This window comes from Enterobacter sp. FUJ80071 (assembly GCF_038739915.1).
GTDB classification, from domain to species: domain Bacteria; phylum Pseudomonadota; class Gammaproteobacteria; order Enterobacterales; family Enterobacteriaceae; genus Enterobacter; species Enterobacter kobei.
Genome location: NZ_JBBXKH010000001.1, coordinates 3677742 through 3691084, shown reverse-complemented (window position 1 = coordinate 3691084; position 13343 = coordinate 3677742). Strand labels below are relative to the sequence as shown.

The window sequence follows — 13343 nt, the reverse complement described above, 5'->3', positions numbered from 1 at the left end:
CCCGGCAATACGACGGTTAAGCAGGTAGCGATTTCAGCAGCGCGAACGCCTCCTTCATTCTCTCTTCGCTCACCACAAAGGCGCGCAGTTGGTCATCTGCGTCGATGCCGCGCGCCACCATCCCCTGTGATTCAATGGCGATTTGCCAGTACAGATCCTGTCGCTGCGTTTCTCCCGCAAGGTGCAGCGGCAGGTCCGGCGTTTTCACCTTCACCAGCATCGGCGGAAGCTTTAGCGGCGCGCTGACGCCGATCAGGTTTTTCGCCAGGATCATGGCGCTCAACTGGATCGGTTGCAGGAACGGCAGCACCCGGCCGTTAATTTCCGCGCAGTCGCCCAGGGCATAAATGTCCGGCTGTGAGGTTTGCAGGTAGCTGTCGACCTTTACGCCGCGGTCTGTTTCGGCGCCTGCGCGATGTGCCAGCGCGGTTTCCGGGCGCAGACCCGTCGCGGCAACCACCGCATCCACCTCAACGCTGCGGTTGCGGTCGAGTGCCCCACGAATGCCGCCTGCGGTTTTGCTCAGACTCTGTAACTGCGATTTGAGCAGCAGATGGACGCCCATGTCGGTCAGTCGATGCTGTAAGCGGCTGCTTACTTCTGCGGGCATCAGCGCCGACAGAATGCTCGCCGCGTGGTCAACCAGGGTAACGGTTTTACCCGCGCGGCAGAAATCCATCGCCAGCTCGGTACCAATCAGCCCACCGCCGACGATCATCACGCGTTGCGCATCGCGAAGCCCCGTTTCGCTTGCCTGATACTCCTGTTGGCTGTTTAGGGTGATCATCAGCTCTCGCCCTTCAAAGGGCGGCACAAAGGCAGAGGCCCCTGTGGCCAGCACCAGCTTGTCGTACTGCCAGATTTTGTCTTTCGCCTTCACGACGTGCGCGGCGGCGTCGATATCGGTAACCCAGGTGTAGGGAAACAGGCGCAGGTTAAACTGTTCCGCGAACTCCCCCGCCGTCTGGCGGGTGAGGTCTTCGGCGCGCTGATTCTGGCTGATGACATGGCTTAAATCAGGCTTGTTGTACTCATCCATGCTGTCGGCGGCGATCACCGTCACCGGCACGTTAGCGTCCTGTTTGCGGATATTTTTCACCAGCTGGCGGGCGGCGAAGCCCGAACCGATGATGACGATTCCGTGATTCATTTTGCCTCCATACCCAGTTCGTCAAAAACGCCTTTACCGAGGGAACATTCCGGGCAGAGGAAGGTATCCGGCACGTCGCACCACGGCGTGCCCGGGGCAACGTCCTGAAGGGGTTCGCCCCGTTCCGGGTCATATATCCACTGGCAAACGCTGCACTGCATGCGTGGGCCGAGGTGTGCAGCAGCGGCAGCTGCACAGGCACAGGCTTCCTGCTGTTCGGTAGGTTTTGCAGACGCCTCAGGAAGCGGTGCGAGCGCCCACTGACGGGCAATGTCGCGGCCATGCTGACGGCAAATTTCCAGCGCGTCGATATCCGGGCGCCATTTCGCTTTCAGACTCAGGGACATCTCAAAACCTGCATCCTGCAGACGGGTAGAGAGGCGATCTACCGCGCCGCCGCTCCAGCCGTGAGAGCCAAACGCGCTGGCGCGTTTGTTGCGAAAACGCAGGCCGGTCATCTCTTCCACCAGGCCAGCAATTTTCGGCATCATCACGTTGTTCATCGTGGAGGTGCCCACCAGCACGCCTTTTGAGCGGAAGACATTGGTGAGGATCTCGTTTTTATCGCTGCGCGCCACGTTGAAGATTTTCACCGCCACGTTCGGATCCACTTCGTTGATGCCCTGGGCAATGGCGTCCGCCATCATGCGGGTGTTATTGGACATGGTGTCGTAGAAAATCGTGATGCGGTCTTCCTGATAATCCGCCGCCCATTTCAGGTACAGCTCAACGATCTGGGTGGGGTTTTCACGCCACACCACGCCGTGGGAGGTGGCAATCATGTCCACCGGCAGGTTAAAGCCGAGGATCTCGGTGATTTTTGGCGTCACCAGACGGCTGAACGGGGTCAGAATGTTGGCGTAGTAGCGCTGGCACTGCTCAAACAGTTCGGTCTGATCCACTTCATCATTGAACAGGCGTTCGTCACAGTAGTGCTGGCCAAAGGCGTCGTTGCTGAACAATACCGCGTCGCCGGTCATGTAGGTCATCATGCTGTCCGGCCAGTGCAGCATCGGGGTTTCAACGAAGATCAGCTGTTTGCCGTTGCCGATATCCAGCGAGTCGCCGGTTTTCACGGTGTGGAAATTCCACTCCGGATGGTGGTGATGACCGTTGATCGAGTCGATGGCGTTGGTGGTGCAGTAGATCGGTGTATTCGGAATGTAAGACATCAGCTCGGTCAACGCACCGGCGTGATCCTCTTCCGCGTGGTTGATGATGATGTAGTCGATTGCGTCGAGATCGATTTCGCTGCGCAGGTTCTGCACGAACTCGCGGCTGAATTTATGATCTACGGTATCGATCAGTACGTTTTTGCCTTCACGGATAAGATAGCTGTTGTAGCTGCTGCCGCGCAGCGTTTTGTATTCCGTCCCGTGGAAATCACGCACCTCCCAGTCACGTTGACCCACCCAATGAATGTTATTTTTAACCAGAATAGACATAGCAACCTCAACGTAATACAGCGTGTTTGAATAAGATGATTTGCCTATATCACATAGCGTGCCAACTTTTATTTTATTGATTTTGATGGGTTATTTTTTCTATACCTCGTGATGAGTAGTCATTATGACTATCCTGATAACGGTCAATATGACACTATTTATTGTCAAAATGACAGCGAGGCAGCCATGAGTTTTTCCGTAGATGTGCTGGCGAAGATCGCCATTGAACTGCAAACCGGTATCGGTCATCAGGACCGTTTTCAGCGGCTTATCTCCACGCTGCGTCACGTGCTGGCGTGCGATGCCTCGGCGCTGTTGCGCTACGAGGGGAGACAGTTTATTCCGCTGGCTATCGACGGGCTCGCGAAAGATGTTCTCGGGCGGCGGTTTACTCTTGAAGGGCATCCGCGGCTGGAAACCATTGCCCGTGCGGGTGACGTGGTACGTTTCCCGGCGGACAGCGACTTGCCGGATCCCTACGACGGTCTGATCCCGGGGCAGGAGAGCCTGAAGGTGCACGCCTGTATCGGTCTGCCGCTGTTTGCCGGACAACACCTGATTGGCGCATTAACCCTCGACGGCATGTCGCCGGACCAGTTCGACACCTTCAGTGATGAAGAGTTAAGGCTGATTGCCGCGCTGGCCTCCGGGGCGCTCAATAACGCGTTGCTGATAGAACAGCTGGAAAGTCAGAATATTCTTCCCGGCAGCCCGTCGGCGTTTGAGCCGGTGGCGCACACGGAGATGATCGGTCTGTCGCCGGGCATAGCGCAGCTTAAAAAAGAGATTGAGATTGTCGCCGCGTCCGACCTGAACGTGCTGATCTTCGGTGAAACCGGCACCGGTAAAGAGCTGGTGGCGAAGTCAATTCATGAAGCCTCACCACGCGCGGCCAACCCGCTCGTATACCTTAACTGTGCCGCATTGCCGGAGAGCGTGGCGGAAAGCGAGCTGTTTGGTCACGTCAAAGGGGCATTTACCGGGGCCATCAGCAACCGCAGCGGTAAGTTTGAGATGGCCGATAACGGGACGCTGTTTCTCGATGAGATTGGAGAGCTTTCGCTTTCGCTCCAGGCCAAACTGTTGCGCGTATTGCAGTACGGTGACATCCAGCGCGTGGGGGATGACCGCAGCTTACGGGTGGACGTGCGCGTGCTGGCGGCGACCAACCGCGACCTGCGAGAAGCGGTGCTGGCCGGGCATTTCCGCGCGGATCTTTTCCACCGTCTGAGCGTGTTCCCGCTTACCGTGCCGCCGCTGCGCGAGCGCGGAGAAGATGTGGTTCTGCTGGCGGGATATTTCTGCGAGCAATGCCGTCTCAGAATGGGGCTTTCCCGCGTGGTACTCAGTCCGGGGGCGAGGGCGCATCTGTTGAGCTACGGCTGGCCGGGCAACGTGCGCGAGCTGGAGCATGCGATTCACCGTGCGGTAGTGCTGGCGCGGGCGACGCGTGCGGGTGATGAGGTTGTGATCCACGCGCGTCATTTTGCGTTGCACGATGACGCCGTGCAGGCGGTGGCTCAGCGTGTGCCGGAGAATGCAAATGAAAACCTGCGCGAGGCGACGGAAGCGTTCCAGCGTCAGATGATTACCCGCGCGCTGGAGCAGAACAACCGCAGCTGGGCGGCGTGCGCGCGGGCGCTGGAGATGGACGTCGCCAACCTGCACCGGCTGGCGAAGCGTCTTGGGCTGAAGGGTTAAATAATCCCCGCCTGGTAGAAATCCTGCAGGTTGATGGCACCGCAGAGCTTGCCGGCGTCATCCACCACCGGTGCGGCGGTGATTTTGCGCTTCATCAGCACCTCTTTGGCCTCAATGGCGCGGCTGTCGGCATTCAGCGTCAGCCCGCCTTTGGTCATCGCGTCAGACACTTTCGTTTCCAGTTTGCCACCCCCCACCAGCCAGCGCCGCAGGTCGCCGTCAGTGAATACGCCCTGGACGCTACCGTTGTCGTCACACACCGCGACCAGCCCCAGCCCGGTGCGGCTCAGTTCCAGCATCGCGTCCATCACGCTGGTATCGAGCTTGACCTGGGGAATGGCATCGTCAGTGCGCATCAGATGATGAACCTTATTGAGCAGCCGCGCGCCGAGCGCGCCCGCCGGATGCGAACGGGCAAAATCTTCTTCGTTAAATCCGCGCGCCTGCATCACCGCCATCGCCAGCGCGTCACCCATCATGAGGGTGTTGACGGTGCTGGAGGTCGGGGCAAGGTGCATCGGGCAGGCTTCACGCTCAACGGAAATATCCAGCGTCGCTTTAGCGGCCAGCGCCAGCGGCGAGCGGGATTTGCCGGTCATCGCCAGCAGAGCGACCGATTTCTCCTGCAGGCGCGGAATAATGAGATCCAGCTCTTTGGCCGAACCGGAGTAGGAGATAAACAGCATCACATCGCGGCTTTCAATCATCCCCAGATCGCCATGCAGCGCCTCGGCGGGATGCACGAAGAAGGCCGGGGTGCCGGTGCTCGCCAGCGTCGCGGCAATTTTTTTGCCGATATGGCCGGATTTACCGATGCCCGCCACGATCACTTTGCCTTCGCAGTGGATAATCGTGTTGGCGGCGCGGACAAAATCCTCGCCCAGACGTTCTGGCAGGCGGCTGGCTTCCTGCAGCTCCAGCATCAGCGTCTGGCGGCCCGTTTCTAACAGAAAATCACTCATCTCTCTCTCCGGTTACGATCACGTCGATACCTTTCTCTTCCAGCGCCTTTTTGAACGCCGGATCAATCCCCGCGTCGGTAATCAGCTTATCAACGCTTTCAAGGCTACAGACAATGTTGGGACTTTTGCGGCCAAACTTCGACGAGTCTGCCATCAAAATCACTTCCCGTGCGGCGTTGCACATCGCTTTACTGACGCTGAATACCTCATTGAAGGTCGTGACGCCTGCGTTCAGATCGATGCCGTCGGTGCCCATAAACAGCTTATCGAAGCTGAAGTGGTCGAAAGCGTTCTCGGCCAGCTGACCGTGAAACGACGCCGATTTTTTGCGAAAGGTGCCGCCGGGCATCAGGATAGTCTGCTCGCTGTCAAATTCCGACAGGGCGTTGACGATATGCAGGCTGTTGGTCATCACCGTGATGTTGTTAAAGCGGCTGAGCAGGGGGATCATTTGCAGGACGGTGCTGCCTGCGTCGAGGATGATGGAATCACCATCGTGAATAAATTTAACGGCGGCCTCGGCAATAAGCGCTTTCTGGTGGGTATTGATCAGCGTTTTGTGATCGATAGGCGGGTCAGCTTCGTCCTTATTCAGCATCACCCCGCCGTAAGTTCGGATGACGGCGCCAGAGTTTTCGAGCAATACCAGGTCCTTGCGTATTGTCGTGCCGGTGGTGTCAAAGTAGTGGGCCAGATCCTCCACCGAGCATTTCCCCTGCTTTTGCAGATACTCGAGAATGGCCGCCTGCCGCTGACGTGGTTTCATAGGCGCTTCGTTCCTTAGGTTGCGAAATGATAATTTCGCAAGTCTATAGCTTTCACAACGAAATTATCCATGTTTCAGATTAAGCGCTAATGATAGTGCATTCTGACAGCCTGAATCATGGGGAAAGATCACATCAGGCCGTAATTCCTGCAGTGAAATGCCGTTGATTGCCTGGATTTTAGTCGGACGAGCAAACACCGTCATGCCACGCATGATCAGGGAATCGCATACGCGATCGTGTTCATCCAACACAACGGCGACCACCACGCGCGGTTTAAAGCGTCCGCCGGAACGCCCGACGCCCACGCGACCTTTCTGACACAGGGCATCAAACGCGCGGTTGAACTGATGGATCTGCCAGCCGCCAAACGCCATCTGGCAGATCCAGGCGAGGGCGGCGACGGTGATGAGTGCGGTGACCATATTGACTCCTTTAATTGCCGGGTGGCGGCTGCGCCTTACCCGGCCTACGGTTTGAAGGATTTTGTAGGCCCGGTAAGCGTTAGCGCCACCGGGCAAAACCGCTCGATCAGAACATCACCTGCCCGCCGGTGACGTTAATCGACTGCCCGGTGCAGTACGACGCTTTCGGGCTGGCGTAAAACAGCAGCATGTTCAGCACGTCCTGATAATCGCACCCGCGCTTCAGCGGCACTTTGTCGATGTAGTACTGCTCCACGTCCTCAGCCTTGATGCCGAGCTTGGTGGCGTACTGCGGCAGCAGGGACTGGAACATTGGCGATTTCAGCAGGTTGCCCAGCATCAGCGAGTGAACGGTAATGCCGTATTCAGCCAGATCCAGCGCCAGAGACTGCGTCAGCCCCACGCCGCCAAACTTCGCCGCGCTGTAGCCGGAGTTGTGCTTGCTGCCCACTTTCCCGGATTTCGAGTTGATCTGAATAATGCGCCCCTGAATACCGTCGCGGATCATCAGGCGGGAAAACTCGCGGGCGCAGAGGAAATAACCCACCAGATTGACCTGCAGCGAGCGGTCAAAATCCCCCAGTTCGAAATCGCTGATAAACGCCGCTTTCGCAATTCCCGCGCTGTAGACCAGCAGGTCGGTACGTCCAAAAATCTCGTCCACGCCGCGGGCGAGCGCCATTACGCTTTGCTCGCTGGTGGCGTCGGCACCAAACCCGTACGCCATCCCTTCACCAAATTCGGTGTTAATGGTGTCCGCCACGCGGGCGGCTTTTTCACTCTGAATATCCACGACCGCCACGCGGTAGCCTTCTGCGGCAAGCCCACGGCAAAGGAACTCACCTAAGGTTTGTCCTCCACCAATGACAACGGCAACCTGACTCATGTGTTTCTCCTTAATTACGCAACAAATTTTAACGTGCAGCCTGGGGTGACAGCCTGCGGAACCGGGCCCGCTACGTGAACCGTACCGGGATACTCCGCCTGCGGCTGTCCGTCAAAACGCAGGGTGATATGGCCCAGTTCGCGCAGGTTTTGCTCGGCGACATCGCCGACGGCGGTTACCGCATAGCGCGTCTCGCCCAGCTCCAGCTGGCTTCCTGCTTTCAGCTCGCCGTTAAGCTCGCCGTGGCAGTGAATAAAGCAAAACTCTTCGATATCCGCCGGGGCACCTTCGCGGAAAGTAATCAGCATCTGGTCGCTGAGCGCATCCGCTGCGCTCTGGCCGATGCGGGTAATGGTGGTCTGATAAATCACGGTCATCGCAGGAACCTCTTATTGATAGATAAAGCCGGAGACAAACCAGGCAATCAGCACCGTCGGCGCGCCCGTCAGGAAGCGGCTGACCAGTACGGACGGCACGCCTACGCGCACGGTGTCCTGGCGCGCTTCGGCCAGTGACAGTCCGACGGGGATGAAGTCGCACGCGGCCTGGGCGTTAATGGCAAACAGGGCGGGCAGGGCGAGGTGTGGCGGAATATTGCCGAGGCCAATCTGCACGCCAATCAGTACGCCGATGACCTGAGCGATCACCGCGCCCGGGCCGAGGAACGGCGACAGCAGCGGGAAGGAGCAGATCAGTGCCAGCGTCACCAGCCCTAGCGGGTGGCTGGCGAGCGGGGCGAGGCCGTGGGCAATCCAGTCGCCCAGGCCGGACGCCATGATGATGCCGATCAGCGCCGAGACGAACGCCATAAACGGCAGAATGGTTTTCAGTACCGTGTCGATGGTGTCGCGCCCGGACTGGAACAGCACCGCCACGGCGGAGCCCATCCCCATCCCGACCTTCGCCAGCAGGCCGTCGCTCTGCTCGGTGATTTTCTTGCTGGTATCGTAATCTCGCGGGGCCACTTTTTGCGGCGCGGGACTGCCATTCACCAGAGTGATGTTGTCCTCTTTCACGCCCGACACATAGATGTCTTCAAGGATGTACTGTGCCAGCGGGCCGGATTTGCCGGTGGAGTGGATATTCACCGTCGGAATACGCCGCTTCGGATAGATGCCGCAGCGCAGCGTGCCGCCGCAGTCGATCACCGCCACGCCGATTTCCGCTTCCGGCGGCTCACCCTCTTTAAAGCCATCGACGGCTTCCCAGCCGGTCAGCTCACGCAGCTTATCGACGATCGCCGGGCGCGTGCCTGCGGTGATGTAAACGATCTTTTTGCCTTCGGTGGCGTCGAACTCCAGCGGGCCGCCCCAGCCACCCGTGCCTTTCTCAATGCGGATCCGGTTCATGCTGTGGCTCCTGAAAGATGGACTTTTTGTTCAAGCTGGATACCCATTTTTTTCTCGAAAATGGCGGTGGTGAGGTCTGTGACCCAGCCGCGGAAGAAGTTGGTCACCAGGCCAACCAGCAGGTAACTGACCGCCAGCGGGCCGAGCGGCAGACCAAGGGTGGTAAGGCCGCTGGCGATACCGAGGTAAACAAACAGCTCTCCGGGGTTGATGTGCGGGAACAGGCCGTTCATCGAATGGCAGCTGTAAGAGGCGGCGGCGTAATAACTCGGCTTGTACTTTTCTGGCATAAAGCGGCCGAGGCTTAAGGTCATCGGGTTGCAGAACACGAAGGTGCCGATGAACGGCAAAATCAGGTAGCGGGACAGCGGGTTCCCGGCGCAGCGCTGAGCGAAGCGTTCAATGCGATGCTGGCCGATAAAGTTAATCAGCGCGTTCATGATCACCAGCAGGCTGATCAGCAGGGGCAGGATCCCGGTCACCATGCCGGTGAACACTTCTCCGCCTTTCTGAAACAGCCCGATGAACCACTCGGCGCCGTGGGTGATGGTTTCTATCATTGTTCTCTCCTGTGGGGCTTTTTTGTTTTGTATTACTGGGGCTAATAATAATCACTTTGAAAGGTTTTAAAGTGTTAGTTAGATCTCACAATGAAAGAAAAATGGATTATTTTGAAAGTTAATTGATGTGATGAATGATTTCCGGTGGAAAAAAGCACGGATTTGCGTTGGGGAGGTGCGTACCGCTTCCTTGAGGTGTTACGGATGCTTTACCATACTGGGTTCTTATCGAACCCGTTAAATGGATGTCTCATGTTCAAGCGTCGTTATGCAGCGCTGTTGCCAGCGCTTATTCTGCTGTCTGCCTGCAGTAGCAAACCTAAGACCGAAGCTGTTCAGCAAACGGCTGGCGCCCCTTCCGGAGGGTTCCTGCTGGAGCCGCAGCACAATATGATGCAGATGGGTGGCGACTTCGCGAATAACCCGGCGGCCGAGCAGTTCATTGATAAAATGGTGAGCAAACACGGCTTTGACCGCCAGCAGCTGCACGAAATTTTGTCCCAGGCAAAGCGTCTGGACTACGTGCTGCGCCTGATGGACAGACAGGCACCGACGGCACAGGTCCCTACCGGGCCAAACGGCGCATGGTTGCGCTATCGCAAACAGTTTATTACCCCGGACAACGTGCAAAACGGCGTGGTGTTCTGGAATCAGTATGAAGATGCCCTTAATCGTGCGTGGCAGGTATACGGCGTGCCGCCGGAGATCATCGTCGGGATTATCGGCGTGGAAACCCGCTGGGGCCGCGTAATGGGCAAAACCCGCATCCTCGATGCGCTGGCGACGCTCTCCTTTAACTACCCGCGCCGCGCGGAGTATTTCTCTTCCGAGCTGGAAACCTTCCTGCTGATGGCGCGCAACGAGCAGGACGACCCGCTCGATCTGAAAGGTTCGTTTGCCGGTGCGATGGGCTACGGCCAGTTTATGCCATCCTCCTATAAACAATATGCCGTCGACTTCAATGGCGATGGTCATATCAACCTGTGGGATCCGGTGGATGCCATCGGCAGCGTGGCAAACTACTTCAAAGCGCACGGCTGGACGCCAGGTGGACAGGTAGCCGTGCAGGCGAACGGCGAGGCATTTGGTCTGGAAAACGGCTTTAAAACCAAATACAGCGTCGCGCAGCTGACGGCGGCAGGCTTAACGCCAACGCAGCCGCTGGGCAATGTTGACCAGGTAAGCCTGCTGCGTCTGGACGTGGGAACCGGTTATCAGTACTGGTACGGCATGCCGAACTTCTACACCATCACCCGCTATAACCACAGCACTCATTATGCCATGGCCGTGTGGCAGCTGGGGCTGGCGGTCTCGCAGGCCCGCGTGCCGGCGGCGTCACCGTTTAGTCAGTAAGTTGTTCTGACGGGTAGGCCTGATGCCCTCACCCTGACCCTCTCCCACGGGAGAGGGACGTTTTACAGAAACATTTCGCCACACTCCCTTTTCAAACCCGCCATTTACATCTCAATCACCTTTCATTATTGTTATGTTATAACATTTAACGTGGTGTCGAGATGTCAACGTCCCTTTTCTCTCTGTCTGCTCCGGTTCGGCTTTTACTGGCGCTGGTGCTTATTGTTTTTATCGGGCTGGCCGTGCGCTGGGCGGTGGCGCTGCCATGATCCTGATGAACGAACTGGTCTCGGGCTATGACCGCCAGCCTGTAACGCGGCCCCTCTCAGGCACGATTGAGCGCGGCAGTATGACGGCTATCGTCGGCGCCAATGGCTGCGGAAAATCCACGCTGCTGAAGACGCTTGCCGGGTTTATTCCTCCCGTGGGCGGCAGCTTTCGCTGGCAGGGTAAGCGCCCGGTGATTGGCTGGCTGGCACAGCGCCACGCACTCGAGGCGCAATTTCCGCTCACCGTTCAGGACGTGGTGAGTATGGGCTGCTGGCCGGGCATATCGCTCTTATCCGGGTTTCGTCGGGAAACGCGGTTACGCATTGCCAGCGCGCTGGAGCGGGTAGGGCTGGCGTCGATGGCGCTTTCCACCATTGATGAACTCTCCGGTGGCCAGTTTCAGCGCATGTTATTTGCCCGCGTTTTAGTGCAGCAGGCACCGCTTGTGATGCTCGATGAGCCTTTCACCGGCGTCGACGAAGCGACCTGCAACGTGCTGATGGATCTGATGCTGGAGATGTATATGCAGGGCCAGACTCTGCTTGCGGTATTGCATGACAGCGAGCGTGTGGCACGCCACTTCCCGCAGACATTAATGCTGGATGCTGACATTCCTCACTGGAAAACCGAGCGGGTGAGGGTGGCATGATTTGGCATCTCTTTTTCCTGCCGTTTATTGAGTACGGCTTTATGCGTCGTGCGCTGGTGGTCTGCCTGGCCCTTTCTGTCAGTACCACCGCACTCGGCGTATTCCTCCAGTTGCGCCGGATGAGCCTGATGGGTGATGCCCTTTCTCACGCCATTTTACCCGGTGTCGCCGTAGGGTATTTGCTCAGCGGCATGTCGCTTCTGGCGATGAGTATCGGTGGTTTTATTGCCGGCATTACCGTGGCGCTGGTGGCCGGCCTGGTCAGCCGACGCACGCCGCTTAAAGAGGATGCCAGCTTTGCCGGATTTTACCTTGGCTCACTGGCACTGGGCGTCACGCTGGTGTCGCTGCGCGGGTCGAATGTCGATCTGCTGCATCTGCTGTTTGGTTCCATTCTTGCGGTGGACAACGATGCGGCGCTGTTTGTCACGGGCGTTTGCATGTTCACCCTGATAACGCTGGCGATTTTCTATCGTGGGCTGGTGACCGAAGCCTTTGATACCGCCTGGTTGCAGGTCAATGCCCGCGGGTTGCCCGGCCTGCTCCACGGACTGTTTCTGGCGCTGCTGGTGCTTAACCTGGTGGCCGGTTTTCAGGTGCTCGGCACGCTGATGGCCGTCGGGCTGATGATGCTCCCGGCGGTGGCGGCACGCTGCTGGGTACGCACATTGCCAGGTTTGCTTTTGATGGCCGGCATCAGCGGAATTTTCTGCGCGTGGCTGGGCTTAAGTTTGTCCTGGGCAATCAGTCTGCCCGCCGGACCGTCCATTGTGCTGACCGCCAGCGCGTTGTTCTTTATTTCTGTTTTATTTGGCACGCGAAGCAGGCTGGCTGGCAGTCTGCGCGCGCTTTTTTAAGGCAAGGGGAAACGATGAAACTTACAGGATTAGTGATGGCGCTTGCGCTGGGTATGCTGTCGAACGGCGTGATGGCGAAAACGCTGAATGTGGTGACCAGCTTTTCGATACTGGGAGATATTACGCAGGAAGTGGGCGGCGACCATGTGAACGTGACGACGCTGGTCGGGCCGGACGGCGATCCGCATACCTTCGAACCGTCACCTAAAGACAGCGCGGCGCTGAGCAAGGCTGACGTGGTGGTGGTCAACGGCCTGGGGCTGGAAGGGTGGCTCGACCGTCTGGTGAAAGCCTCCGGTTTCAAAGGGCAGCTGGTTGTGGCCTCAACCGGGGTAAAAACGCACACGCTCGAGGAAGATGGAAAGACCGTGACCGACCCGCATGCCTGGAATAGCGCGGCGAACGGTGCGCTGTATGCACAAAATATTCTGAACGGGCTGGTGAAAGCAGATCCAGAGGATAAAGCGGCACTGGAGGCTTCAGGCCAGCCGTATATCGCGCAACTGACGCAACTGGACGGCTGGGCCAAAACCCGCTTTAGCCAGATCCCACAGGAAAAACGTAACGTGCTGACCAGCCATGACGCATTCGGCTATTTTAGCCGCGCGTATGGCGTCACCTTCATGGCACCGCAAGGGCTCTCTTCAGAGAGCGAGGCCAGCGCAGCGCAGGTCGCTGAGATTATCAATCAGATCAAAGCCGATGGCGTGAAAACCTGGTTTATGGAAAACCAGCTCGATCCGCGTCTGGTGAAGCAAATTGCGACGGCGACAGGCGCGCAGCCGGGAGGCGAACTTTACCCGGAAGCCCTGTCGGCAAAAGGTGGGGTTGCTGATACCTACGTTAAGGCATTTCGCCACAACGTGAACACCCTCGCTGACAGTATGAAATAACCTCCCCATAGCCGGTGCGCCCGCATCGGCTTTTTTCTGAAGCCCCCTCGTAAAACCCGAAGCGCATCCCCATATTTGA

The 13343-nt window shown here is 57.9% G+C and carries 14 protein-coding genes; 5 read left to right on the top strand and 9 right to left on the bottom strand.

Going from position 1 to position 13343, the window contains the following annotated elements; translation table 11 throughout:
* Window positions 1–16: 16 nt before the first annotated feature.
* Window positions 17–1150 carry an NADH:flavorubredoxin reductase NorW gene (gene norW, locus AAER43_RS17925; RefSeq protein ID WP_050862085.1) on the bottom strand — a complete coding sequence of 378 codons (1134 nt, stop codon included), beginning with the start codon at window positions 1148–1150 and terminating at the stop codon, window positions 17–19.
* A complete protein-coding gene (norV, locus tag AAER43_RS17920) occupies window positions 1147–2595 on the bottom strand; it encodes an anaerobic nitric oxide reductase flavorubredoxin (RefSeq protein WP_050862084.1) in 1449 nt (482 codons plus the stop codon). The genes norW and norV overlap by 4 nt, the downstream gene beginning before the upstream one ends.
* Before the next feature lie 186 nt (window positions 2596–2781).
* On the opposite strand from norV, the gene norR reads away from it, so the two are divergent.
* The gene (gene norR, locus AAER43_RS17915) at window positions 2782–4296 is read left to right on the top strand and encodes a nitric oxide reductase transcriptional regulator NorR (protein WP_045134081.1); all 1515 of its coding nucleotides are present in this window, start codon (window positions 2782–2784) and stop codon (window positions 4294–4296) included.
* On the opposite strand, the gene gutQ is transcribed toward norR, so the two are convergent.
* The 7 genes from gutQ to srlA all read right to left on the bottom strand — a co-directional run bounded on the left by gutQ (window position 4293) and on the right by srlA (window position 9242).
* Complete coding sequence (gene gutQ, locus AAER43_RS17910) at window positions 4293–5258, bottom strand: arabinose-5-phosphate isomerase GutQ (RefSeq protein WP_014884991.1); 966 nt, start codon at window positions 5256–5258, stop codon at window positions 4293–4295. The two genes, norR and gutQ, sit on opposite strands and share 4 nt — an antisense overlap.
* The gene (locus AAER43_RS17905; RefSeq protein WP_014884990.1) at window positions 5251–6024 is read right to left on the bottom strand and encodes a DNA-binding transcriptional repressor; all 774 of its coding nucleotides are present in this window, start codon (window positions 6022–6024) and stop codon (window positions 5251–5253) included. The genes gutQ and AAER43_RS17905 overlap by 8 nt, the downstream gene beginning before the upstream one ends.
* Before the next feature lie 63 nt (window positions 6025–6087).
* On the bottom strand, window positions 6088–6447 hold the full coding sequence (gene gutM, locus AAER43_RS17900) for a transcriptional regulator GutM (protein ID WP_014884989.1): 360 nt from the start codon (window positions 6445–6447) through the stop codon (window positions 6088–6090).
* A 106-nt stretch (window positions 6448–6553) separates the two neighbouring features.
* Window positions 6554–7333: a sorbitol-6-phosphate dehydrogenase gene (gene srlD, locus AAER43_RS17895; RefSeq protein WP_014884988.1), complete on the bottom strand. Its 780-nt coding sequence runs from the start codon at window positions 7331–7333 to the stop codon at window positions 6554–6556.
* Between the two features lie 14 nt (window positions 7334–7347).
* Window positions 7348–7710, bottom strand: a complete 363-nt coding sequence (gene srlB / locus AAER43_RS17890) for a PTS glucitol/sorbitol transporter subunit IIA (RefSeq protein ID WP_014884987.1) — start codon at window positions 7708–7710, stop codon at window positions 7348–7350.
* 12 nt (window positions 7711–7722) lie between these two features.
* Entirely contained in the window at window positions 7723–8682 is a 960-nt protein-coding gene (locus AAER43_RS17885) for a PTS glucitol/sorbitol transporter subunit IIB (RefSeq protein ID WP_014884986.1), read from the bottom strand.
* Window positions 8679–9242, bottom strand: a complete 564-nt coding sequence (gene srlA, locus AAER43_RS17880; RefSeq protein ID WP_023331154.1) for a PTS glucitol/sorbitol transporter subunit IIC — start codon at window positions 9240–9242, stop codon at window positions 8679–8681. Before srlA ends, AAER43_RS17885 begins: the two co-directional genes overlap by 4 nt.
* A gap of 252 nt (window positions 9243–9494) precedes the next feature.
* Between srlA and mltB the strand changes: the two genes are divergently transcribed.
* The 4 genes from mltB to AAER43_RS17860 all read left to right on the top strand — a co-directional run bounded on the left by mltB (window position 9495) and on the right by AAER43_RS17860 (window position 13264).
* Window positions 9495–10595: a lytic murein transglycosylase B gene (gene mltB, locus AAER43_RS17875; protein WP_023331153.1), complete on the top strand. Its 1101-nt coding sequence runs from the start codon at window positions 9495–9497 to the stop codon at window positions 10593–10595.
* A 265-nt stretch (window positions 10596–10860) separates the two neighbouring features.
* Window positions 10861–11514, top strand: coding sequence for an ATP-binding cassette domain-containing protein (locus AAER43_RS17870; RefSeq protein WP_014884982.1), 654 nt, complete (start codon window positions 10861–10863; stop codon window positions 11512–11514).
* Window positions 11511–12371, top strand: a complete 861-nt coding sequence (locus AAER43_RS17865) for a metal ABC transporter permease (RefSeq protein ID WP_032635719.1) — start codon at window positions 11511–11513, stop codon at window positions 12369–12371. Before AAER43_RS17870 ends, AAER43_RS17865 begins: the two co-directional genes overlap by 4 nt.
* A gap of 14 nt (window positions 12372–12385) precedes the next feature.
* Entirely contained in the window at window positions 12386–13264 is an 879-nt protein-coding gene (locus tag AAER43_RS17860; protein WP_032635721.1) for a metal ABC transporter substrate-binding protein, read from the top strand.
* The last annotated feature ends 79 nt before the right edge of the window (window positions 13265–13343 follow it).